This is a genomic window from Leyella stercorea DSM 18206, from assembly GCF_000235885.1.
In the GTDB taxonomy this organism is placed as follows: domain Bacteria; phylum Bacteroidota; class Bacteroidia; order Bacteroidales; family Bacteroidaceae; genus Prevotella; species Prevotella stercorea.
On sequence record NZ_JH379352.1, the window covers coordinates 1 to 23,785 of the forward strand.

The following is a 23,785-nucleotide window of genomic DNA, read 5'->3' on the forward strand; positions in this document are numbered from 1 at the left end:
TTGTTAAAAACACAACAATATTATTTGATCCCAAATTTTTTTTGAATAATATACAAAAAAAAGGTGGAACTTTAACAATTCCACCTTATTCTATTATATATAGTATTTTTACTCAATCACTACGAGCGGAGAGTCCTCAAGTACGCTCTCGCCAGTCTTCACGCAGATAGCCGTCACCTTTCCGTCCTTCTCTGCTTCGAGATTGTTAGCCATCTTCATTGCTTCGAGCACAACGACTACGTCGCCTACCTTCACCTCGTCGCCTACAGCAACCTTAATTTCGGTTACTACGCCCGGCAGCGGAGCCTTGAGCGCGTTGGCTGTGTTCACGTTGGCAGCACTTGCTGTCTCGCCTTCCTCTGCTTCAGCAGCCGGCTGACCGAGCACTACCTTCTTCTTCTCGGGCTCAGCCTCCTGCTCCATCTCTACCTTGAAGGCCTCACCATTTACGGTTACGTCGGCGATATTGCCCTCAACGTCTTCTATCTGTACCTTGTACTCCTTGCCGTCGATTGTATATTTAAACTCTTTCATTTCTTTTTTATGGTTTTGCTGTTAAACTTAAGAACTTGGCGTTCCACATAGTCTGACGCGGCTGTATGGTGATGAAGCCCGGTTCTTTATCGTGTACGTTGTTGCCCTGATACTCATATAGAGCCATGGCAATGGCAGCATATATATTCTTGTCCATACCTGTATATTTGTTTACTTGTAACCTTGTCTACTTGTTTACTCGTCGACTTGTAAAACAAATTACATCGGCATACAACCATGCTTCTTAGCTGGCAACTGCTGACGCTTTGTAGCGAGCTGTGCCAGACCGCGACAGATGCGGAAACGTGTGTTGCGCGGCTCGATTACGTCGTCGATATAGCCGTAAGAAGCTGCCTCGTACGGGTTTGCGAACTTCTCAGTGTACTCGTCTTCCTTCTCTGCGAGGAACGCCTGAACGTCTTCGCCAGCTTCCTTCTTAGCTTTAGCTTCCTTGCCGCAGAGGATTGCAACAGCACCGCTTGCACCCATAACCGCAATCTCTGAAGACGGCCATGCGAAGTTGAGGTCTGAACGCAACTGCTTGCAGCCCATAACGATGTGCGAACCGCCGTAACTCTTGCGCAGAGTGATTGTAATCTTTGGAACGGTAGCCTCGCCGTAAGCGTAGAGCAACTGTGCACCGTGCTGAATAACGGCGTTGTACTCCTGACCTGTACCTGGCAAGAAGCCTGGCACGTCGACAAGCGACACGATAGGAATGTTGAACGCATCGCAGAAGCGCACGAAGCGTGCAGCCTTGCGGCTTGCGTTAACGTCGAGAACGCCTGCGTAAGCAGCCGGCTGGTTGGCTACGATACCAACGCTCTGACCATTGAAGCGTGCGAAACCGATGATGATGTTCTTAGCGAACTTAGGCTGTATCTCAAAGAACTCGCCGTTGTCGGTGATGGCACCGATAACCTTGTACATATCATAAGCCTTGTTCGGGTCGTCGGGGATAATCTCGTTGAGAGAGTCCTCCATACGGTTGATTGGGTCGTTGCACTCTACGCGCGGAGCCTCTTCTGTGTTGTTGCTCGGGATGAACGAGAGCAGGCTCTTTATCATCTCGATAGCCTCTTCCTCTGTCTTTGCAGCGAAGTGTGTCACACCGCTCTTCGTAGCGTGTACCGATGCACCGCCGAGGTGCTCAGCGTCGATGTCCTCGCCCGTAACGGTCTTCACTACCTTCGGACCTGTGAGGAACATGTATGAAGTCTGCTCCTTCATTATGATGAAGTCGGTGAGAGCCGGCGAGTAAACTGCACCGCCTGCGCACGGACCCATGATAGCCGAAATCTGTGGGATTACGCCCGAAGCGAGGATGTTGCGCTCGAAGATTTCGCCGTAGCCGGCGAGGGCGCAGATGCCTTCCTGAATACGTGCACCGCCCGAGTCGTTCATGCAAATAACTGGTGCGCCCATGGTCATAGCCATGTCCATCACCTTGCAAATCTTCTGTGCCATTGTCTCAGAGAGCGAACCGCCGTTGACGGTGAAGTCCTGAGCATATACGTAAACCAAACGGCCGCCTACTGTAGCGCTACCTGCTACGACACCGTCGCCATAGTAGTGCTTCTTTTCCATACCGAAGTTAGTACAACGATGCTTCTTAAACATGTCGTACTCCTCGAACGAACCTTCGTCGACGAGCATCTCGATGCGCTCGCGTGCTGTGTATTTGCCGCGTGCGTGCTGCTTCTCAATAGCTTTTTCGCCGCCACCGAGACGAGCCTGTTCGCGCTTAGCGACCAGTTCCTTGATTTTTTCTACTTGTTTGCTCATAATTTTATTTTGCTATTTCTTTGTTCTTTCTTTAGCGTATGAAATCGCGTATATACTATTTAGAGTGCAAAATTACTAAAAAAAGAACAAAGAAGGCTATATCATTGATATAAATTTTGTTACTGCATTATTTCGTTTGTGCCGACACTGGCTTCCGCCTGCCTTACTTCATGCTGTCGTCGACGAACGAGAAGGGCAGCAGATCTTTGGCCGACTGCAGGCTGTAGACTCCTTTTTTGCCGTAGAGCAGCACACGGATGGGTTTCTTGTAGCGGTCTTCCACACCGAGTATCACCTGGCGACAGGCTCCGCATGGACTCACTGGTTCGTCGAGCAGTCCGCCTGTGTTGCGTGCCGCGATAGCGAGTGTCGAAACGGGCTGGTCGGGATAGTTTGCCTGTGCTGCGAAGATGGCTGTGCGCTCGGCGCACGTGCCTGATGGGAATGCTGCGTTCTCTTGGTTTGCGCCTGTTACAATGGTGCCGTCGGCGAGGCGCAATGCTGCTCCTACGTAAAAATTGCTGTACGGAGCATATGCACCGTTGGTGGCTTCCAACGCACGCTCTACGAGTTCGCGGTCAGCAGTGTTCAGTTCGTCGAGCTGATAGTGCTCAACACGAATGTTGATGTTTATTTCTTTCATAGTTTAAAGGTGGTGGTGAGATGTTGTTGTGGTGAGGTGGTGATGATGGGGTGATGATGGGGTGAGATGGTGAAGATACTTATTCCTGCGGATTCGGTTCTTCCGTCTTTTCCTCCTTGAATTCGTATGCTCCCACGTCTGGTCGCTCGTCGCGCGGCATGGCGTTGCGGTCGGTTTTGGTAGCCGTAGCAGGGTCGGCGCGGTCGATAGCCACCGATGTCTTTGCGAGTCGGAAGTCGTAGTCCTGCTTGTCGCCGTCCACCTTGCGGAAGTGGTTGGTGCAGACAGAGTCGGCATTCTCTTTCTCCTCGAACACTACGTTTACAAAGTGCGGCAGTTCTTCCTCGTCCGTCACCTCGGGGGTGCGTATCACGCAGTTCTCAAACTTATAGTTGAAAGCGTTCGGTTCTGCGGCATCCTCGCCCGTAGCATCCTTCACGGGCTTTCCGCCCATCATCTCGTCTGCGCTGTAGCCCGTGATGAGCGTGTTGCGACAGACGAACTGCTGCAGCGGACGCTTCAGAGCCGAGAAGTTGAGCGCACTGGCACGGTTGGAGTCGAACGGATAGAACTGTGCCAGCGTGCAGTTGTTCACCTGCACGTCGCCTCCGTCCACGCCCAAGCAGTTGTTGAGCGCGTTCGTCAGCTGCGAGTTCTCTACCGTCACCTTCGAATTTTCTACATACAGCGCGTGTCCCTGACAGTTGTGTATGGTAGAGTTGGCTATGGTGAGCGTCTGCCGAGCCACATCCGACGAGTCGACACGCACGCCATGGAACGCGCTGTGCAAGTCGGTGAACTCCATCCGGTTGTCGTACGACTTCTCCAGGAAGTGCACGCCGTTCCATAGTCCGCTCATGCGGTCGTATGGCAGATAGTCGAACATATGGTCGAGGCGGTCGCCACGCAGCGTGACGGGCAGGTCGGCGGTGCCTTTGCATACGAGTCGTCCCTTTACATCGATGCCCGCTCCGTCGTGGAAGAAGAGCGTAGCACCCGGCGCTATAGTGAGCGTTGCGCCCTCCTCCACGGTCAGCGGTCCGTAGACTACGAGCGGCTTGCCGGCAGTTATAGTGTAGTCGGTCGTGATAGTCTTGCTGCGAACAAAGTCGGCATCCCACGACCACGCGTTGAGCACCACCTTCTGCTCCACTCCACTCTCGAGCGCGAACACGAGGCGGTCGTTCAGTTCCTTCGGTGCGTCCCCGTGATTCACGGCTGTGGTCACCTCCACGAACACGCGTATGCTGTCCTTGTTGCGCACCTCTATGCCGTTTGCCTTATAGCCCTGTTCCGGACTAAGATATACGCCGTCTACATTCACACGAAATCCGTTCTGGTTGCCTCCTTCGAGGCGCACGGATGTGCAGCGCAGCCCCTTACCCGAGCGGTTGCTCACCCAGAAGTCGCGCGTCGACGACGGCACGGTAGAGAACACGGTGTCAATGCGCACCGTATCGGTAGAGAACGTGAGCAGGTTGTTCGGCGATGTTGTGAAATCGTCGATATCGTCGCATGCGCTTAAGCCGAACACGCCCAGCACACACATTATTATATATGTATGAATATGTTTCATCGTAATACTTATAACGCAGAAACTGCGGTTTTATTGTATCATTACAATCAATTACTATTATTTAAGTGCCTTCAAGAAAGATCTTGCTCCGTATAACGGCACATTTGTCAACCTATCGTCTTCACGATAATCGCTCATTGAGGATACTGATAATCAACGATAACAACAAGTCTTTTACATTTTTATGAGGGACTTTTCGCCACATTACTACATTTTTATGAGGGACTTTTTGCCACATCACTACATTTTTATGAGGGACTTTCCGCATTTGGGTGCGGTGAAAGCTACAGACGCAAAAAGCGGTTGCATGTGCCAAAGGCGCCATGCAACCGCTTCGTTATATTGTTAATTACTATTGTCTGAGCAAGCTCACTTTTATTTTGTGAGGTTGATCTTGTTGTTTACATTTACAGCCTCTGCAACGGCTGCACAACAAATTGCGAAGATAAATCCGAAAATCATCATAATCTTAATCCTTTCTTTTTTAATTGTTATCCTACTTGTGTTTTTCTGTGTTTCCCATTTGTTTGCTCCTCAGCGCAACAGTGCTTTCAGCACTTGTTACTTCTTGAGGCTAATCTTGTTGTTTACCTTTACAGCCTCTGCGAGAGCTGCACAACAAATCGCAAAAATAAAACTAAAAATAACCATAATGTTACCCTTTCTTTCTTTAATTCTTACTTTGTTATCCCTAATTACGCTTCTCTTTCTTGCCTTTCGGCAACCGTCAGCCGCGCTTCCAGCGCAGCCTCGTCGTTTATTTCTGATGCAAAGGTAGTGCTATTTGTGTTCGCACACAAGTATTAATTCGTTTATTTTTCAAGTTGTCGTATATTTTTGATGTTAGTCAAGTAGCTGTCGTAAATTTGCATTTTTGTCATATCGCTGCAATACATTTGTAGCCAAAATGGCAGAACTTTATTTTTAAAAGCCCATCTTACTCTTTTGTTTTAGCCCTTTTTGCTCTTTTACTCTTTTACTTTTTTACCTTTAAAAGCCCATTTAAGTCATCGGATTGCGTCCGCCGCCTGATCGGGCAGCGGACGCAATCTGACTGGGCGGCGTTCGCAATCTGATTGGATGGCGTTCGAAATCTAATAGGGCGGCGTTCGCAATCCAATCGGGCGGCGTTCGAAGAACGACGACAAAAGTTAATAAGGCAGTGTCACTTTGAACAACTCGTTATCGACATGCTCCTTACGTATAACATCTACAAGCTCGGCTACTATGTCCGGATGCGCAGCACTCACGTCGTTGTCCTCATGCAAGTCGGTGGCGAGGTTGTACAGGCGTGGCTTGCCCTCTACCACTATCAGCTTCCAGTCGCCACGACGCACGGCTATCTGGTCGGTCTCGTGGAACTCCCAATAGAGGTGTTCGTGCTGCAGCTGCTTGGAATTGTCGCCGAGAAGTGTCGGAGCAATGGAAAGTCCGTCGAAGCCATCGCCCGCGAGCTTGCGGTTGGTGTAGCGTTTACGGAAGTTCTTCACGCCGGCGAGGTCGCAGAACGTAGGCATGAGGTCGTAGAAGGCGAACTGCAGATCGCTCACCTCGCCTGCCTTCACGTGTCCGGGCCACCACGCTATGAACGGAATGCGTATGCCGCCCTCGTAGCACTGGCGCTTGAGTCCGCGCAGTTTGCCGTCGCGCCCGAAGAATTCGGGGTCGGCACCGCCCTCCTCATGAGGTCCGTTGTCGGAGGTGAAGATGACGAGCGTGTTCTTGTCGAGACCTTTCTCGCGCAGCTTCGCCATCACCTCGCCAACGTACTGATCGAGACGGGTTATCATTCCGGCAAACTGGGCGTGGGTATGCTCCACGGCGTTGTAGCGCGAGCCTTCCTGTCCGCCCCACGTCTTGTCGACAAAGAACTTCTTCTCGTAGCCCTCAACGATGCTGTCGTATGGCTGAGCCAGTTCGGCGTGTGGCAGGGTGTATGTAAGGAAGCCCACGAAGGGCTGCTTGCCGTCCTGGCGGTCAATCCACTCAAGTGCCTTCTCATGAATGATGCGTGCCGAATACTGCTGGCGTTTATGGTAGTCGCGTCCGAACATGGGGTACTGTATGTTCTGCTCCATCACCTCGCGCACCACAGCCGTGTCGCCCATAGAGCGCGAGTAGCGGTTGAGGAAGTTGGGATAATACAGATGCGCCTGGAACTGGCAGATGTAGCCGTAGAACTCGTCCACGCCGCGCTTGTCAGGCGTAGAGGGCGATCCTTCGTAGCCGCCAGCCCACTTGCCGAACACGCCTGTGGTGTAGCCGTGGTCTTTCAGCATCTCGGGCAGTATCTTGTGCTGCGGGTCGTAAGGTTCCTGACCCACCACGGCGAAGTCTACATTGTTGCCGTACATCACAGTGCGGTCGTTCGACCAGTATTCGCGGTTGCCGCGCACGTGTCCGTGACCCGAGTGCTGACCCGTCATTATCGAAGCACGCGAGGGCGCAGACACCGGCGAGCCGGCGTAAGCCTGCGTGAAGCGCATACCCTCCTCAGCCATGCGGTCGATGTTGGGCGTACTGATATAGGGCTGTCCGTAGCAGGCGAGGTCGCCGTAGCCCATGTCGTCGCACAATATAAATATAATGTTGGGCTGCTTCGGCTGCACACGCTTCTGCGGTGCCTTTGCTGCCACGAGCGAGGGCACTACAGAGAGTGCGGCGCCCGCTAAAAGAATGTTCTTGTTCATCGCGAAATTTGTTGTTTTAGAGTAATCGATTTGTTTTCAATGTATAAAATTACTGCAAATAATCCGAACACCAAAATCATTTCGCAACAAACATATAAATTCAGCCTGATTTACTCCGTTTTTCAAAAAATAAACATTACTTTTGCATATAGATTTTGCGCGGAAGTGCACATCTTAATCTAATAAAAGGACATTTACTAATAACTTTAAAGCAAACAATATGGCAGCAACAGTACTGAACGATGCGCAGATTGATATACTCAATATGATGCAATGGGTAAAAAGTCCCGAGACTTTAGCTGACTTGAAACAAGCTATATCCGATTTCTTTGCAAAGAAAGCAAAGGAGGAGATAGATGCTATGTGGGCTAACGGAAAGATGAACGAAACAAAGTTCAACAGCTTTGAAAATCTTCACGAAAGAAATTAATAGACTGCGCCATTATTGGCAATGCTAAATATATTGTAACACAAGACCATCACTTCAACATACTGAAACAAATATCATTTCCGAAAGTAGACATCATAACATTGAAAGCGTTTCTTGCGGAATTGCAAACACGATAAACAAATGAGAGAAAAAATTGACTGCTTTCTGCCCTGCAACGATGTAGCCGAGATTGCCGACTCGATACAGACGCTGAGCCAAAGCAAGACGACACAGCATATAAACCTGCTCGTGAGCGACACAAGCGACATCTGCGCGTGCAGCGACACGGACAGCATCAGCAACTGCACCGTGATAACCATCGACGGGCTCACTTCGACAAAGACACTACTCACCATCGAGGAGCATACGGATGCCGAATACGTGCTACTGAGTCTAAAGCACACACCAGTGAATCTCGGACTGCACGCTCTCGAACGACTGCTGCGCGTGGCTACCGACAGCAACGCCGGAATGGTGTATGCCGACAGCTACATACAGAAGGACGGCGTGCAGGAGAAGCATCCCACCATCGACTATCAGACGGGTAGCATACGCGACGACTTCGACTTCGGACAGCTCGTGCTAATACGCGCGTCGCTGCTGCACGAGTACGCAGCAAAGCAACAACTGACCGACTACAAGTGGGCTGGCTTCTACGACCTGCGCCTGTACATCAGTCGCAAGGCGCAGATATTTCATCTGAACGAATATCTGTACACACAGGTGGAGACCGACTCACGCAAGAGCGGCGAGCGACAGTTCGACTACGTCAATCCGCGCAACCGCGAGGTGCAGATAGAGATGGAACAGGCTGCCACAAAGCACCTGGACAAGATTGGTGCTACGGTAGACACATCGAAGTACACCAAGCCCGACTACAGCGAGCAAGACTTCACGTTCGAGGCATCGGTCATCATACCTGTGTTCAACCGCGCGAAAACCATTGCCGACGCAGTCAGTTCAGCTCTCGCGCAGAAGACCACATTCAAATATAACGTCATCGTGGTGGACAACCACTCCACCGACGGCACTTCCGCAATACTCGAAGCTGCGGCTGCTGAGGACAAGCGACTCGTACACATCGTTCCGGAACGCACCGACCTCGGTATCGGCGGCTGCTGGAACGTGGCTATCGACGACGCACGCTGCGGACGCTTCGCCGTGCAGCTCGACAGCGACGACCTCTACTCGTCGCCACAGACCTTACAGCGCATCGTCGACGAGTTTCACAAGCAGGGGGCTGCAATGATTGTGGGCTCTTATCGCATGTGCAACTTCCAGCTCGAAACGCTCCCACCCGGACTTATCGACCACAAGGAGTGGACCGACCAGAACGGACCGAACAACGCGCTGCGCATCAACGGACTCGGCGCGCCACGCGCCTTCTTCACGCCTATCCTGCGACAGATTCAGTTCCCGAACACTTCATACGGCGAGGACTACGCCCTCGGACTTGCCTTCAGCCGCAAGTATCGCATCGGCAGAATCTTCGACGAGTTGTACCTGTGCCGCCGTTGGGACGGAAACAGCGATGCCGCACTGAGCATTGAGCGACAGAACGCCAACAACCTGTACAAGGATCGTCTGCGCACACTCGAGATTGCGGCTCGTCAGCAGCTCTCCGAAGGTACTGCGGATGCTTCGGCAGACAGTTCGCTGCAACGCTTCTTCAACCGTCAGTTGGAGGTATGGGAGGACGCTCGACAGCACTTCCACGACCTGCGCAACGTGAAGACGCGCGAGTTGGCGTGCGGAGAGATTACGCTGAAACTGCAGTTCAACCCTGCACGCATCGTGTCTACGGGCGCGAACATCGACCGCAAGACAATCGCCGAGCGTCCGTGCTTCCTCTGCGAGCAGAACCGACCGAAGGAGCAGATGCAGAAACAGGTGGACAAGAACTTCACGCTGCTCATCAACCCATTCCCTATCATGCCGCAACACTATACTATACCGCTGCGCACACACCGCCCGCAGAGCATCGGCATGAACTATGGCGAGATTTACCGCCTACTCAACGCCTACCCCACACTCACCGTGTTCTACAACGGACCGAAGTGCGGTGCATCGGCTCCCGACCACATGCACTTCCAGGCAATCTGCTCGGGTATGCTGCCGCTGCAAACCAACTGGCCTCGACTGAGCCGGGGCAGCGAGGTGCTGCTGAGCAAGGACGAGCGTGGTGCAGTGGCTGCCGTGCGTGACTTCGCCGTGCCCGTATTCTCTATACGCACCACCGACCAGCACACGGGCGAGCAGCTCTTCCGCAAGCTCTATTCGGCGCTGCCGATGCACGGCGGCGAGACCGAACCGATGATGAACATCATAGCATGGCGCGACGGCGACGACTATCAGGTGGTGGTGATACCACGCACGAAGCATCGCCCCGACTGCTACTTCGCTGACGGCGAGGAGAAGCGTCTCGTCAGTCCGGGCTCGCTCGACATGGCGGGCTTCATCGTCACACCACGCCCCGAAGACTTCGAGACGCTGACCGCAGAAGAGGCTATAGCTATACTGCAGGAGTGTGGCATGAGCGAAGCTGCCTTCAACGAGGCGGTGGAGAAATTGCACACACTGGCAGCCGAAGCCCCGTCCGCCAACACCCACTTCGCTGGCAAGCAGCCGATGGTGTCGGTGGGCATCGTGAGCGGTGCGAAGATTTCGTTCTCGCTCAATAAGCCGTACATGGCTAAGGGTAACCTGATTGAGGGCGAGCAGGTGGTTGAGTTCCATGAGGGAGGCATCCTGTGGAACGGCAACCAGTATCGTGAACTAACCTTCCATCCGCAGCAGAACGATGCCTCGTTCTCACTGCACGACGTAACAATCGGCGTGAATTTCCACTGGGAACGTCAGGAGACGCAGACCTTCCTGGGCACGCTGCGCCTCGTGGTAGACTCCGACTGCGTATGTGCTATCAACGAATTGCCAGTGGAGTCGTATCTGGAGAGCGTCATATCAAGCGAGATGAGTGCCACATCGAGCCTCGAACTGCTCAAAGCACACGCCGTCATCTCGCGCAGTTGGCTGCTGGCACAGATTGAACAGCGCCACAAGCAGCAGACGGGTGCCGGTGGCAGCGGCTTCTTCTCGTTCATACGCAAAGACGACGAGCTGATAAAATGGTACGACCGCGAGGATCATACCATCTTCGACGTTTGCGCCGACGACCACTGCCAGCGCTATCAAGGCATTACGAAGGCTACGAGCAAGCATGTGGCGGAGGCTATTCGTGCCACACGCGGACAGATACTGATGGACAACGACGAGATATGCGACGCACGCTTCAGCAAGTGCTGCGGTGGTGCTACGGAGGAATTCCAGTACTGTTGGGAGAACGTGAAGAAGCCATACCTCATGGCTGTACGCGACACGGCTGACGCAAGCTCTTGCGGATGCAACAACACCGCAGCAGCCGAACTGCCCGACCTTACCATTGAGGAGAACGCCGAACGCTGGATACGCACCGCACCGGAGTCGTTCTGCAACACCGACGACAAGAAGATTCTCTCGGAGGTGCTCAACGACTACGACCAAGAGACTACCGACTTCTATCGCTGGCACGTGACATACACACAGGAGGAACTGAAGAGCCTCATCACAGAGAAACTGAAGATGGAGTTCGGCGATATCCTCGACCTCGTACCGATGGAGCGCGGACGCAGCGGACGCATCTGCCGACTGAAGATTGTGGGTTCGGAGCGCACATTCACCATCGGCAAGGAGCTGGAGATACGTCGCACACTGAGCGACACGCACCTCTACAGCAGTGCGTTCGTCGTAGACAAGGAGGACATCAAGAACGGCGTGCCACAGACTTTCCGCCTCACAGGTGCAGGCTGGGGACACGGCGTAGGACTCTGCCAGATTGGTGCCGCAGTAATGGGTGCCAAGGGCTACAACTACGACCAAATCCTGCTGCACTACTACCGCGGAGCGGAGATAAAGAGGATATATAAGTAATGGTGAGGTGGTGAAAGAATGTTGTGGTGTTGTTATGTTGAGATATGTATTTACTAATCTCACCATCTCAACACCTCAACAAAACAACATTTTCAGAATGAAAAAGACTAATCCGTGGGCATGGATCCCCACATTATATTTCGCAGAAGGTCTGCCCAACGTTGTCGTTACAGCCCTGTCGGTAGTCATGCTGATGCAGATGGGACTAAGCGATGCCGAGGTAGGACTCTACACGGGCTGGTTGGCTCTGCCTTGGGTGGTGAAGCCATTATGGAGCCCGTTCATCGACCTGCTGAAGACAAAGCGCTGGTGGGTGCTCACGATGCAGCTGCTCATGGGCAGTGCGCTGGCAGGCATCGCCTTCACGCTGCCCACGTCGTTCTGGTTCCAGGGTACGATGTTCTTCCTCTTCGCAATGGCGTTCGCCAGTGCTACGCACGACATCTCTGCCGACGGCTTCTACATGATAGAGCTCGACGAGCACAATCAGGCGAAGTACGTCGGACTGCGCAATACGTTCTACCGACTCGCCATCATCTTCGTGAACGGCGCACTCGTATCGCTCGCCGGCATATTAGAACATCAACTGAATATGTCGGTGGTCTACACCTGGACACTCATCTTCTACGCGCTCGCGGCGCTCTTCATCGGCATCTGGCTCTACCACTGCCGTATGATGCCGCGTCCTGCCGACGATGTTAGTTCGGAGAAGAGCGTGAAGGAAGTGGCACACGAACTGAAGACGATGCTCGCCACTTTCTTCTGCAAGTTCGGTGCGAAGGAGACGGTGTTCGTGATGCTCTTCCTGCTGTTCTACCGCTTCCCGGAAGCTCTGCTGAACACGATGACAAAGACGTTCCTCATGCGCCCGACAGCCGAAGGCGGAATGGCTCTGACGCCCGAGGAGTACGGCTTGGCGCAGGGCACAGTGGGACTCATCGGACTGCTCTTGGGCGGAATCATCGGCGGCGTGCTCGTCAGTCGCGACGGCATGAAACGCTGGCTGTGGCCGCTCGTTTGCGCCATTACACTGCCCGACGTAGTGTACATATACCTCAGCTACACGCTCGACTCCAATCTGTGGGTCGTATCATCGTGCCTCTTCGTGGAGCAGTTCGGCTATGGCTTGGGCTTCACCGTATTGACGCTCTACATGCTGTTCTACAGTCAGGGTAAGTTCCGCACCTCACATTATTCTATATGCACCGGCATCTCATATCTCGGACTGATGCTGCCGGGCATGGTGTCGGGCTACGTTAAGGACATCATGGGCTACAAGATGTTCTTCATCTTCGTGATGGCGTGCTGCCTGATCACGTTCCTCGTGACAGCATTCCTGAAGATAGACCCCGAGTTCGGAAAGAAGAAAATTGACCTCGAGTTCGGAAAGAAGAAATAATGACAGACAAGCAACCAAAAACAACCTACCACCCACACCGCAGAGGTACAAAGACTCGCTGGTTGTGGCTTCCGTCGCTGATGTTCGGCGACGGAGTGGCTGTGTCTGTGCTTGTACTGACCATGGTAATGCTGCGCCGTATGGGGCTCGACACCGCTGACACCGCACTCGCTATCGCCCTACTCTCAATACCGGTGTTGCTGCGTCCATTGTTCGAGATGGTAGTGACCCACTTTTGGGGCACCACAAAGGTGTGGATACTATCTACACAGTTCATCTCCGCTCTCTCGCTCGCTGCCGTAGCCTTTACGCTGCATACGAGCAGTTGGCTGTTAGGCACGGTGTGCTTCATGCCGTTCTTCGTGTGCTCATCAGTGTTCTACAACATCGCCCTGCACCGCTTCTATATCGATACCTCTCAGGGGGCGCACTTGTCTCAGGGGGTGCACTTGTCTCAAGTGCACCAACAAAACCCAACGCCTCAACAAGATACGATGGTGAGATGGTGTGATGGTGAGATGGTGACATTACATTCATCAACACCTCAACACCACAACACCACAACATCAATTATGGCCCTCCTCTTCGGCTGCGGAGTGATGATGATGATAGCTGGCAACATGGAAGTTGTGACGCGCAACATACGCTATTCGTGGAGCTTTGTGTTCTACGTTATGGCAGGCGTGGAACTGTTCCTGTGGCTTTGGCACACCATATTTCTACCCGGTGGTACGCATGGTTACGCCAAGCCGAAGCCGACAATGGGACTGCATCGCGGTGAGTTCAGAATATCCTTGCGTCGTATGCTGAAGCGCAAGGACGACATCACCGCCTTGACATTCTTCATCCTCTTCCTCCTGCCCGAGACATTGCTCGCTCTCACCGCCCCACTCTTCCTCATCGCAAAGCCACATAATGGCGGACTGGGCTTATCGCCACAGGAGTTCGCCTTCACACAGGGCACCATCGCCGTCATTGCTATCGCATTAGGCTACACACTCGGCGGTAAGGCGATAAAGAAACACGGACTGCGTCGTTGGCTGCTGCCTTCAGCCCTGCTGCTCGCCGTTCCGGGTGCCGCACTGCTATTCCTCAGCTACAACACGGCAGCGCCACTCAGCATCGTAGCTGCAGCGCAGGCTGCGGGTCACGCTGCTTTTGGCTTCGCTCTTAGCATGGTGAAGCAGGTGGTGGTGCGCTTCACGCGCAATATGCCCGACAACACTTTGCGCCACGCCATAGCGCGCACGCTCATTGCCACGCCGTTCGTCATCGTTGGCTCATTAGCCAGCCTCATGCTCACCATCGCCGACTATCAGCGCATCTTTCAGCTCGCCACGGAGCTTGCCGTAGTGCCACTGATTGTCAGCGTGTTCCACCTTTATATCACACGCAGACAGCCGCAGGCGGAGTGAAACGATTTCCCAGCTTTCTTCTTCACCTTCTCGCCAAAAATGTGTATCTTTGCATTCTGTATAATACCAGTTGCAACTAACGAAAAAGATAGATAATCATGAGCAATAACAAGCAACTATATATCGACTTCGAAGCCTACGAACGTATGGCAGAGCCGCATAAACAAGAAAAGGCTTCTGCATGGCGTACAGCAATCGGTCTGCAGGATGTGGATGGACTGAAGGTGTCCGACTATCTAAGAGAGACTGCTGTACGCCATATTGAAGGCGATATCACCATTGATGATGTTAGGGAGCGGCTGAAATCTTATTACATCAACAAGACCACACATGACAAGGACGATGAAGAAAAGGAAGAAGCGGACCGAGTTGCAGCCAATATTGCAAAACTGCTGAACGAAAAGTCGTTCTCGTTTACAGCATTGGAATTTCTGAATATCCACAGACACCTGTTTGAAGGTGTGTTCAAACACGCAGGCGAGGTACGCACTTACGACATTAGCAAGAAAGAATGGGTGCTTCAAGACGACTCCGTTGTATATGGACGTGCAGCAGACATCATGATGGCATTGAGGTATGATATACAGCAAGAGAAAGAGTTCAATTACAAAGGACTAACCACTGATGAAATAATAGAACATATCGTTGATTTCGTCACGTTGCTTTGGCAGAACCACCCATTCCGCGAAGGCAACACAAGAACAACGGCGGTATTCGTCATCAAGTATCTGCGATCTATCGGATTCAAGGTGAACAATGATTTGTTTGCAAACAATTCGTGGTACTTCCGTAACGCATTAGTACGTGCCAACTATCGCAATCCATTAAAAGGAATAGAGCCGAACAAGTCTTTTCTAATCAAGTTTTTCCGCAATTTGATATTGGAGGAAGAAAACGAATTGAAAAACCGCTATATGCTGATTGGCTACCAAGATGATTGCGATACCCATACAAGTACCCATACAAGTACCCATACAAGTACCCGTACAAGTACAAACAATTCCGTAAGCTCATTGAGCGAAAATGTAAAGCGTTTGGTTATAGTAATCGGTACTGAAGAAAAAGGTATAAAAGAAATGATGGATGCTGTAGGATTGAGAAACCGCCCCAACTTTATCGAATACTCTCTTACTCCTGCCATCAACGGAGGACTTGTCACAATGAAATATCCCGACTCCCCACGCCATCCGCGTCAAAAATACCTCCTGACAGTAAAAGGTCTGGCTGTGTATAACGAGTTTAAAGAAATGGGAAAATAAAGTCTCGGGCTGGTAGATACCGAGAAAAAGATGGAAGATGGCTGGAAGATACGCCCGTTTTGCGGACTATCTTCCAGCCATCTTTATATCCGTTTATGTTTGGTCTTCAATACATTACGATTGCACGACGCCCATAGCTGGAAGATATGGAAGATAAAAACGGCAATCGAGAATTATTAGTCGATAAATCGCTTTATTATCTCGCCGTACATGTCGATGCGGCGATCGCGCAGGAAGGGCCACCAGCGGCGCACGTCCTCGCTGTGAGCAAGGTCTACCTCCACGATCACGCTGTCCTCAGCGTCGGGAGCCGAGCGATAGAGCATCTCGCCCTGCGGACCCACAACCATCGACGAACCCCAGAACTCGATGCCCGGTGTCTGCTTGCTCGGGTCGGGCTCGAAGCCGACGCGATTGACCGACACTACGGGGAGACCATTGGCTACGGCATGACCACGCTGCACGGTTGTCCACGCCTCACGCTGGCGCTGCTGCTCGTCCTCGGTGTCAGACGCAGCATAGCCTATGGCTGTCGGATAGATGAGCAGTTCGGCACCCTGCAGAGCCATCAGTCGGGCTGCCTCGGGGTACCACTGGTCCCAACATACGAGCACGCCGAGCTTGCCCACGCTGGTCTGAATCGGACGGAAGCCGAGGTCGCCCGGTGTGAAGTAGAACTTCTCGTAGTAGGCAGGGTCGTCGGGAATGTGCATCTTGCGATACTTGCCGGCGATTGAGCCGTCGCGCTCCATGACGACAGCAGTGTTGTGATACAGACCCGGAGCACGGCGCTCGAAGAGCGATGTGACGATAACCACGTTGCACTCGCGTGCCAATGCGCCGTAGAAGTCGGTAGACGGACCGGGGATAGGCTCCGCAAGGTCGAAGTTGTCTACATCCTCCACCTGACAGAAGTAGAGCGAGTTGTGCAGTTCCTGAAGCACAACAAGTTCGGCACCACGCTTTGCGAGGTCGCGCACACCGTCGGCAAGACGCTGCATATTTGTCTTCACGTCAGCCACGTTGTGCTGCTGAAGATATCCTATTTTCAAGTGTTTCATAATCTTACTACGTATTTATTTTGTTGCAAAGTTAGCCATTTTCGGTTAAAAAGCCTCATCTCAACTGCCAGAAAGCCACGGCAGCTGCTGCGGCAACGTTGAGCGAGTCGATGCCGCGTGCCATCGGTATGCGCACCACATAGTCGGCGGCGGCGATGGTAGCGGCAGGCAGTCCGTCGCCCTCGTTGCCCATGACGATGGCAAGACGAGGCTCGGCGAGCAATGCAGCATCGTCGATAGACACAGACTTGTCGGTGAGAGCCATCGCAGCTGTGCGGAAACCATACCGGTTCAGGTCGCTGACCGGACCGTCTATCCACGTCCAAGGAATGGAGAACACCGCACCCATCGACACTCTCACCGCACGGCGGTTGAGCGGATCGCAGGAAGTGCGCGTCATCAGCACAGCATCTATACCGAGAGCGGCAGCCGAGCGGAACATGGCACCCACGTTGGTGGCGTCGACAACGCCGTCGATAACCACCACACGACGCGCATCGCAGCACACCTCCTCAACGCTTCGCTCCGCAGGGCGGCGCATAGCACAGAGCACGCCACGCGTAAGCACGTAGCCGGTGAGCGAAGCAAGCAGTTCGCGACTGCCTGTGTAGACTGGTATGTCGCCACACCGACTGATTATCTCTGCCGCATCTCCATCTACATGGCGCTGCTCGCAAAGCAAAGCCAAGGGCTCGTAACCCTCAATAAGCGCACGGTCGATGACCTTCGGACTCTCCACGATGAACACACCACTACCCTTTTCGTAACTGTGGCGCAGCTGCTTCTCCGTGAGACCCGAGAAAAGCTCGACACCGGGGAATTCAAGCGAATCGATCTCTATTATAGCCATTGCGCAAATCGTTTACTTCGCCAACTGGCACTCGGCAGGATACTGCATCGTGAGACAATGGATAGATCCGTGCTGACGCACGATGGTGCGCGAGTCAATGCCGATGATGTCGTAGCCCGGGAAAGCCTCAGCCACAAGAGCCAGAGCACGGGCATCGTTCTCCTCCTGTGCATAAGTAGGTACGATGACGGCACCGTTGATGATGAGGAAGTTGGCGTAGGTAGCCGGCAGACGGTCGCCGTCGTCGTAGAGCGCGTCGGGCATTGGCAGACGCAGCAGGCGATAGGGCTTGCCGTCGGCATCGGTTGCAGCCTTCAGCTGCTGCTCAAGAGCGTGCAGGTCGGCATACTGCGGGTCGTTCTCGTCGTCGCAGCCCACATAGAGCAGCGTGTTGTCGGGACAGAGGCGCACGATAGTGTCGATATGTCCGTCGGTGTCATCGCCGATGAGTTGTCCGTGGTCGAACCATACTATCTTACGAGCGCAGAGACGTTCCTTCAACACCTGCTCCACCTCAGCCTGTGTCATGGGCTGGTTACGGTTGGGTGCCATAAGGCATACGCTCGTGGTGAGCACCGTGCCGCGTCCGTCGCTCTCGATAGATCCACCTTCGAGCACGAAGTCGTCGTAGTCGACACGTTCGCCACCGAACACGCCACGAGCGTAAAGCGTGCGGTTGATCAGATTATCCTTATCGGCAGCAAACTTCTTGCCCCATCCGTTGAAGCGGAAGTCGAGAAGGAGGCAGGAGGCTACGGCATTCTTGCCGTAGTCACGCACCGTTTGCTCGGTTGGTGCAGCAGAGACTGCTGCACCCTCTATATGAATGTCGTTGCCTTCTACTGTCGGAATGAGCGTGATGAAGGCGTGGTCGCGTGCCCAAGTGTCGTTGTTGTCACACTCGTAGATACGCACGTTCTCCATCTCCTCGGCAGAAAGACTCTCCTCAAGCTCTGCACGCACTGCATCGGGATGCTTAGCAGCGATGACAAGCGGCTCGTAATGAGCCACAGCCTTGGCTATCTGCACGAAGGTTTCGGTGATGTCATCAAGGTACGGAAGCCAGTCAGTATCCTCGTGAGGCCATGTGAGTTGCACGCACGCTTGGCGGTGCCACTCGGCAGGAAGTATATAGTTTTCGTTCTGCATAAAATCTAACAATGTGTCATTTTTGTTTAAAACTACTGCAAAGTTAGTGTTTTTCCGTCAAACAGTCTTACAATTCAAGTTTTTTGACTAAATTTGCAAATAATACTTTATACTCTAAATAATGAACTTATGAAAGACTTCATCAAAAGCGTGCTTGCCACAATGGTCGGCATATTCGGCTTCTTTATCGTGATGGGCGTACTCACCATGATGAGCATCATCGGTATGGTGGCATCAAGCAGTGCTGCACAGAACGTAGAGGAGAACTCGGTGTTTGTGCTCAACCTATCGGGAACTATCAGCGACCAGGGTACAGACAATCCGCTCAGCCTTTTCACAGGCGACGACTCGCAGAGCACCGGACTCAACAACATCCTCTCTGCGATCAAGAAAGCCAAGACTAACGACGACATAAAAGGCATATACATAGAAGCGGGCGCACTGATGACCAACTACGCCACGCTGCAGGAGATACGCAACGCCCTCGCCGACTTCCGCAAGAGCGGCAAGTGGATTGTGGCTTACGGCGACTACTACACGCAGGGTGCCTACTACGTAGCATCGGTGGCAAACAAGGTGTACATCAATCCGAAGGGCATCGTCGACTGGCACGGCATCGGAGCGCAGACCATGTTCTACAAGGACTTCATGGCTAAGTTTGGCGTGAAGTGCGAGGTGGTGAAGGTGGGCACGTTCAAGAGTGCTACCGAGACCTTCACCGAGGAGAAGATGAGCGACGCCAACCGCCTGCAGACACAGACCTTCATCAACGGCACATGGCAGAACATCTGCACCGCCGTATCGAAGAGCCGTGGCATCAGCATCGACTCGCTCAACAGCTACGCCGACTCGTACCTCGCACTGCAGTCGACAGAGATGCTCATGAAGGCGAAGATGGTGGACGGAATGATGTACAGCGACAAGGTGAAGGATGCCGTGAAGAAGATGATGAAGCTCGAGAAGGACGACGACATTGCACAGCTCACTCTCAACGACATGCTCAACGTGAAGGACGAGAAGGTGGAGGGCGACAAGATTGCCATCTACTATGCGTCGGGCGACATCGTGCAGGACCCTAAGGCTGCCACAATGTTCGGCAACAACAACTATATAGCAAGTCGCAAGGTGTGCAAAGACCTTGAGGACCTTATGAACGACGACGACGTGAAAGCCGTTGTGGTGCGCATCAACTCGGGCGGCGGCGATGCCTACGCTTCGGAGCAGATGTGGCACCAGATGAGCGAACTGCGCAAGGTGAAGCCGGTCGTGGTGTCGATGGGCGACTACGCTGCGTCGGGTGCTTACTATATGTCGGCTCCTGCTTCGTGGATCGTGGCTCAGCCGAACACGCTGACGGGCAGCATCGGCATCTTCGCCGTGATACCCGACTTTAGCGGACTCGTCACGACCAAGCTCGGGGTGCGCTTTGACGAGGTGAAGACCAACCGCCACTCTACATTCGGCAACACCATGGCACGCCCATTCAACGCCGAAGAGACGGCTATGCTGCAGGCAAGCGTGAACCGTGGCTACAGCCTGTTCCGCCAGCGTGTGGCTGACGGCAGACATCTCACTATCGAAAGCGTAGAGAAGATTGCACAGGGACGCGTTTGGCTCGCTACCGACGCGCTCAACATCAAGCTCGTAGACCAGCTTGGTGGCATCGACGACGCGGTGAAGAAAGCTGCCGAACTCGCAAAGCTGAAGGAATACTACACAAGCGACTACCCTGCTGCCGCTTCGTGGATAGACAATTTGCTCAACTCAATGACTTCGTCGGGCACATATCTCGACACACAACTCCGACAGACACTCGGCGAACTATATCAGCCGTTCACCGTGCTGCGCTCTATCGATAAGCGCGAGGCTATCCAGGCACGCATACCATACGCCATAAGCATCAAGTAATAAATATAATAAATGTGAGAACAGAAGGCGACTTTATAAAAATCAACGAGTGGCTGCTACCGCTTAGCTGGCTCTACGGATTGGGAGTGCGACTACGCAATTGGATGTTCAATATCGGACTGAAGAAGAGTCGTAGTTTCGACATACCCGTAATATCTGTGGGAAATATCACAGTAGGCGGTTCGGGCAAGACTCCACACGTGGAATATCTCATCAATCTGCTGCATGAGAAGTTCCGCGTAGCTGTGCTCTCGCGCGGATACAAGCGCAAGAGCCATGGCTATCTGCTCGCCGGAAAGGACACCACAATGCCCGAGATTGGCGACGAGCCGTTCCAAATGAAGAGCAAATACAGCGACATCTACGTGGCTGTAGACAAAGACCGCTGCCACGGCATCGACCGACTAACCACTGATGATGCCACGAAGGATGTGGATGCCATTCTGCTCGACGATGCCTACCAACACCGCTATGTGAAACCGGGCATAAACATACTGCTCATCGACTACCACCGTCTGATTATCTACGACAAGCTGCTGCCAGCAGGACGTATGCGCGAGCCGAAGGAGGGCACATCAAGAGCCGACATCGTAATCATAACGAAATGTCCGAAAGACCTGAAGCCGATGGAGTTCCGCGTACTGAAACGTGCGCTTAACCTCTACCCCTATCAGGACCTCTACTTCACCACGCTGCGCTACAACGCTCTGAAGGCACTGTTCTCCGACGAACGCCTATCGCTAAACGCCCTGCCGAAGAACGTGAACATAATGCTGCTCACAGGTATCGCCTCGCCCGAGCAGATGATGGTAGACCTGCAGGCGGTGTCGAAACGCATCACACCACTCACCTTCGGCGACCACCATCAGTTTACAGCCGAGGACGTGGAACAGATAAACAGCACGTTCGCCGCCATGCCCAAACCGAAAGTGATAATAACAACGGAGAAGGACGCAACCCGATTGGAACATCTTGACGGACTATCAGAAGAAACGAAATCTAACATTTACGCTCTCCCGATACGCATACAATTCATGCTCGGAGTGGAGGAAGAATTTAATAATAAAATAATAAGCTATGTACGAAAAAATTCAAGAAACAGCATCTTGGTTAAAAGAAAGAATGACCACAAAGCCTGAAACTGCCATCATCCTCGGCACAGGTCTCGGACAGCTCGCTACTGAAATCACAGACAGCTACGAGTTCTCATATTCAGACATCCCTAACTTCCCCGTATCTACCGTTGAGGGCCACTCCGGCAAACTCATCTTCGGCAAGCTCGGCGGCAAGGACATCATGGCTATGCAGGGACGCTTCCACTACTACGAGGGCTACTCGATGAAGGACGTTACGTTCCCTATACGCGTGATGTACGAACTGGGCATCAAGACACTCTTCGTAAGCAACGCTTCGGGCGGCATGAACCCTGAGTTCAAAATCGGCGACTTGATGATCATCACCGACCACATCAACTTCTTCCCGGAGCACCCGCTGCGCGGCAAGAACTTCCCGACCGGTCCGCGCTTCCCGGATATGCACGAGACTTACGACCACGCTCTCATCAAGGAGGCAGACCAGATTGCCGAGGAGAAGGGCATCCGCGTGATGCACGGCGTATATGTAGGCGTGCAGGGTCCGACATTCGAGACTCCGGCTGAGTACAAGATGTACCACCGTCTCGGCGGCGACGCCGTAGGCATGAGCACCGTGCCTGAGGTAATCGTGGCTCACCACTGCGGCATCCGCACATTCGGCATCTCTATCATCACCGACCTCGGACTGGAGGACACCCCTGTTGAGGTATCGCACGAGGAGGTGCAGGTGGCTGCCAACAACGCTCAGCCGCTTATGACAGAAATTATGCGCGAGATGATCCGCCGAGCATAACAGCTCGACTGACGTGTCAACTCGTTAACTTGTCAACTCGTTAACTATTAAAAATGACCGACATTTCAAAACTCGGTGAGTTTGGTCTTATCCACCATCTCACCGACAACATAAAAATAAAGAACGAATCGACCCTCAAGGGCGTGGGCGACGACTGCGCCGTGCTCCACTACCCCGACTCTGAAGTGCTCGTAACTACAGATATGCTCATGGAGGGCGTACACTTCGACCTCACATACATCGACCTGCAGCATCTCGGATACAAGTCGGCAATGGTGAACATCAGCGACATCTTCGCCATGAACGGCACACCGCGACAGCTCACCGTGAGCATCGCGCTGAGCAAGCGCTTCAAGGTAGAGGACATGGAGGAGTTCTACAGCGGACTGCGCATGGCTTGCGACAAGTGGGGCGTCGACATCGTTGGCGGCGACACCACATCGTCGTACACCGGACTCGCCATCAGCATCACCTGCATCGGTGAGGCTCGCAAGGAGGACATCGTCTACCGCAACGGAGCAAAGGATACCGACCTCATCTGCGTGACGGGCGACCTCGGTGCGGCTTACATGGGTCTACAACTGCTCGAACGCGAGAAGAGCGTCTACTACCAGCAGGTGGACGAGGCGCGCAAGAAGAACGACAAGCGTGCGCTCGAAGAGCTGAAGGGCTTCCAGCCCGACTTCGCCGGCAAGGAGTATCTGCTGCAGCGCCAGTTGCAGACCGAAGCTCGCGGCGACATCATAGCTCGCTTCCGCGAACTCAATATCCGACCGACAGCGATGATGGACATCAGCGACGGACTCTCAAGCGAACTGATGCACATCTGCAAGCAGTCGAACTGCGGATGCCGCATCTACGAGAAGAATATTCCGATCGACTATCAGACGGCGGTGATGGCGGAGGAGCTGAACATGAACGTAACGACGTGCGCCCTCAACGGCGGCGAGGATTACGAACTGCTCTTCACCGTGCCAATCGGCGACCACGAGAAGATTCAGCAGATGGACAACGTGAAGCTGATTGGACACATCACACGTCCTGAACTCGGACAGATGCTCGTAACACGCGACAACCAGGAGTTCGAACTGAAGGCGCAAGGATGGAATCCGCTGAGCGAAAAATAACATAGGAGGGTATGGCATCCTGCCGTACCCACACAGTCTTATAGGGGAGTGTGTCAAAACTAAAATATTTGGCCAATTGAATAGCAAACGGTTCTAATCGTAGGAG

At 53.1% G+C, this 23,785-nt stretch carries 18 protein-coding genes; 9 read left to right on the forward strand and 9 right to left on the reverse strand.

Features of this window, described 5'->3' with window-relative positions; all coding sequences use genetic code 11:
- Window positions 1-108: 108 nt before the first annotated feature.
- The 6 genes from HMPREF0673_RS00860 to HMPREF0673_RS00885 all read right to left on the reverse strand — a co-directional run bounded on the left by HMPREF0673_RS00860 (window position 109) and on the right by HMPREF0673_RS00885 (window position 7,228).
- Complete coding sequence (locus HMPREF0673_RS00860; protein WP_007896898.1) at window positions 109-534, reverse strand: biotin/lipoyl-containing protein; 426 nt, start codon at window positions 532-534, stop codon at window positions 109-111.
- A 7-nt stretch (window positions 535-541) separates the two neighbouring features.
- On the reverse strand, window positions 542-691 hold the full coding sequence (locus tag HMPREF0673_RS14455) for a hypothetical protein (protein WP_007896899.1): 150 nt from the start codon (window positions 689-691) through the stop codon (window positions 542-544).
- 62 nt (window positions 692-753) lie between these two features.
- A complete protein-coding gene (locus HMPREF0673_RS00865; RefSeq protein WP_007896900.1) occupies window positions 754-2,319 on the reverse strand; it encodes an acyl-CoA carboxylase subunit beta in 1,566 nt (521 codons plus the stop codon).
- Between the two features lie 163 nt (window positions 2,320-2,482).
- Entirely contained in the window at window positions 2,483-2,962 is a 480-nt protein-coding gene (locus tag HMPREF0673_RS00870) for a cytidine deaminase (protein WP_007896901.1), read from the reverse strand.
- Window positions 2,963-3,041: 79 nt separating this feature from the next.
- A complete protein-coding gene (locus tag HMPREF0673_RS00875) occupies window positions 3,042-4,538 on the reverse strand; it encodes a right-handed parallel beta-helix repeat-containing protein (RefSeq protein WP_007896902.1) in 1,497 nt (498 codons plus the stop codon).
- Window positions 4,539-5,689: 1,151 nt separating this feature from the next.
- Window positions 5,690-7,228: an arylsulfatase gene (locus tag HMPREF0673_RS00885; RefSeq protein WP_007896918.1), complete on the reverse strand. Its 1,539-nt coding sequence runs from the start codon at window positions 7,226-7,228 to the stop codon at window positions 5,690-5,692.
- A gap of 220 nt (window positions 7,229-7,448) precedes the next feature.
- Here HMPREF0673_RS00885 and HMPREF0673_RS00890 point away from each other — a divergent pair, with 220 nt between their 5' ends.
- The 5 genes from HMPREF0673_RS00890 to HMPREF0673_RS00910 all read left to right on the forward strand — a co-directional run bounded on the left by HMPREF0673_RS00890 (window position 7,449) and on the right by HMPREF0673_RS00910 (window position 15,697).
- Complete coding sequence (locus tag HMPREF0673_RS00890) at window positions 7,449-7,658, forward strand: hypothetical protein (protein WP_007896922.1); 210 nt, start codon at window positions 7,449-7,451, stop codon at window positions 7,656-7,658.
- A 141-nt stretch (window positions 7,659-7,799) separates the two neighbouring features.
- Window positions 7,800-11,624, forward strand: a complete 3,825-nt coding sequence (locus HMPREF0673_RS13660) for a DUF4922 domain-containing protein (protein ID WP_007896925.1) — start codon at window positions 7,800-7,802, stop codon at window positions 11,622-11,624.
- A 97-nt stretch (window positions 11,625-11,721) separates the two neighbouring features.
- Entirely contained in the window at window positions 11,722-13,023 is a 1,302-nt protein-coding gene (locus tag HMPREF0673_RS00900) for an MFS transporter (RefSeq protein WP_040596151.1), read from the forward strand.
- The gene (locus HMPREF0673_RS13265) at window positions 13,023-14,438 is read left to right on the forward strand and encodes an MFS transporter (RefSeq protein WP_007896927.1); all 1,416 of its coding nucleotides are present in this window, start codon (window positions 13,023-13,025) and stop codon (window positions 14,436-14,438) included. Before HMPREF0673_RS00900 ends, HMPREF0673_RS13265 begins: the two co-directional genes overlap by 1 nt.
- 98 nt (window positions 14,439-14,536) lie before the next feature.
- Complete coding sequence (locus HMPREF0673_RS00910) at window positions 14,537-15,697, forward strand: Fic family protein (protein ID WP_007896928.1); 1,161 nt, start codon at window positions 14,537-14,539, stop codon at window positions 15,695-15,697.
- Window positions 15,698-15,873: 176 nt separating this feature from the next.
- Here HMPREF0673_RS00910 and HMPREF0673_RS00915 read toward each other — a convergent pair whose 3' ends face one another.
- The 3 genes from HMPREF0673_RS00915 to HMPREF0673_RS00925 are packed head-to-tail and all read right to left on the reverse strand — an operon-like array spanning window position 15,874 to window position 18,757.
- Window positions 15,874-16,758 carry a carbon-nitrogen hydrolase gene (locus tag HMPREF0673_RS00915; RefSeq protein WP_007896931.1) on the reverse strand — a complete coding sequence of 295 codons (885 nt, stop codon included), beginning with the start codon at window positions 16,756-16,758 and terminating at the stop codon, window positions 15,874-15,876.
- 55 nt (window positions 16,759-16,813) lie between these two features.
- The gene (locus HMPREF0673_RS00920; protein WP_007896933.1) at window positions 16,814-17,608 is read right to left on the reverse strand and encodes a TrmH family RNA methyltransferase; all 795 of its coding nucleotides are present in this window, start codon (window positions 17,606-17,608) and stop codon (window positions 16,814-16,816) included.
- A 12-nt stretch (window positions 17,609-17,620) separates the two neighbouring features.
- Window positions 17,621-18,757: an agmatine deiminase family protein gene (locus tag HMPREF0673_RS00925; protein WP_007896934.1), complete on the reverse strand. Its 1,137-nt coding sequence runs from the start codon at window positions 18,755-18,757 to the stop codon at window positions 17,621-17,623.
- Window positions 18,758-18,886: 129 nt separating this feature from the next.
- Here HMPREF0673_RS00925 and sppA point away from each other — a divergent pair, with 129 nt between their 5' ends.
- The 4 genes from sppA to thiL are packed head-to-tail and all read left to right on the forward strand — an operon-like array spanning window position 18,887 to window position 23,679.
- Window positions 18,887-20,665 (forward strand): signal peptide peptidase SppA, encoded by a 1,779-nt coding sequence (gene sppA, locus HMPREF0673_RS00930; protein ID WP_007896935.1) that lies wholly within the window; start codon window positions 18,887-18,889, stop codon window positions 20,663-20,665.
- A gap of 14 nt (window positions 20,666-20,679) precedes the next feature.
- Window positions 20,680-21,804 carry a tetraacyldisaccharide 4'-kinase gene (lpxK, locus tag HMPREF0673_RS00935; RefSeq protein WP_007896936.1) on the forward strand — a complete coding sequence of 375 codons (1,125 nt, stop codon included), beginning with the start codon at window positions 20,680-20,682 and terminating at the stop codon, window positions 21,802-21,804.
- On the forward strand, window positions 21,743-22,552 hold the full coding sequence (locus HMPREF0673_RS00940; RefSeq protein WP_083825682.1) for a purine-nucleoside phosphorylase: 810 nt from the start codon (window positions 21,743-21,745) through the stop codon (window positions 22,550-22,552). The genes lpxK and HMPREF0673_RS00940 overlap by 62 nt, the downstream gene beginning before the upstream one ends.
- Window positions 22,553-22,605: 53 nt before the next feature.
- Window positions 22,606-23,679, forward strand: a complete 1,074-nt coding sequence (gene thiL, locus HMPREF0673_RS00945) for a thiamine-phosphate kinase (protein WP_007896938.1) — start codon at window positions 22,606-22,608, stop codon at window positions 23,677-23,679.
- The last annotated feature ends 106 nt before the right edge of the window (window positions 23,680-23,785 follow it).

Bases quoted from the DNA above. Each gene is read 5' to 3' on its own strand.
- HMPREF0673_RS00885 (WP_007896918.1), bottom strand. From the start codon at position 7,228: ATGAACAAGAACATTCTTTTAGCGGGCGCCGCACTCTCTGTAGTGCCC.
- HMPREF0673_RS00915 (WP_007896931.1), bottom strand. From the start codon at position 16,758: ATGAAACACTTGAAAATAGGATATCTTCAGCAGCACAACGTGGCTGAC.
- thiL (WP_007896938.1), top strand. From the start codon at position 22,606: ATGACCGACATTTCAAAACTCGGTGAGTTTGGTCTTATCCACCATCTC.
- HMPREF0673_RS00875 (WP_007896902.1), bottom strand. From the start codon at position 4,538: ATGAAACATATTCATACATATATAATAATGTGTGTGCTGGGCGTGTTC.
- HMPREF0673_RS00870 (WP_007896901.1), bottom strand. From the start codon at position 2,962: ATGAAAGAAATAAACATCAACATTCGTGTTGAGCACTATCAGCTCGAC.
- HMPREF0673_RS00920 (WP_007896933.1), bottom strand. From the start codon at position 17,608: ATGGCTATAATAGAGATCGATTCGCTTGAATTCCCCGGTGTCGAGCTT.
- HMPREF0673_RS14455 (WP_007896899.1), bottom strand. From the start codon at position 691: ATGGACAAGAATATATATGCTGCCATTGCCATGGCTCTATATGAGTAT.
- HMPREF0673_RS00925 (WP_007896934.1), bottom strand. From the start codon at position 18,757: ATGCAGAACGAAAACTATATACTTCCTGCCGAGTGGCACCGCCAAGCG.
- HMPREF0673_RS00940 (WP_083825682.1), top strand. From the start codon at position 21,743: ATGTACGAAAAAATTCAAGAAACAGCATCTTGGTTAAAAGAAAGAATG.
- HMPREF0673_RS13660 (WP_007896925.1), top strand. From the start codon at position 7,800: ATGAGAGAAAAAATTGACTGCTTTCTGCCCTGCAACGATGTAGCCGAG.
- HMPREF0673_RS00900 (WP_040596151.1), top strand. From the start codon at position 11,722: ATGAAAAAGACTAATCCGTGGGCATGGATCCCCACATTATATTTCGCA.
- HMPREF0673_RS00910 (WP_007896928.1), top strand. From the start codon at position 14,537: ATGAGCAATAACAAGCAACTATATATCGACTTCGAAGCCTACGAACGT.
- HMPREF0673_RS13265 (WP_007896927.1), top strand. From the start codon at position 13,023: ATGACAGACAAGCAACCAAAAACAACCTACCACCCACACCGCAGAGGT.
- sppA (WP_007896935.1), top strand. From the start codon at position 18,887: ATGAAAGACTTCATCAAAAGCGTGCTTGCCACAATGGTCGGCATATTC.
- HMPREF0673_RS00860 (WP_007896898.1), bottom strand. From the start codon at position 534: ATGAAAGAGTTTAAATATACAATCGACGGCAAGGAGTACAAGGTACAG.
- HMPREF0673_RS00865 (WP_007896900.1), bottom strand. From the start codon at position 2,319: ATGAGCAAACAAGTAGAAAAAATCAAGGAACTGGTCGCTAAGCGCGAA.
- HMPREF0673_RS00890 (WP_007896922.1), top strand. From the start codon at position 7,449: ATGGCAGCAACAGTACTGAACGATGCGCAGATTGATATACTCAATATG.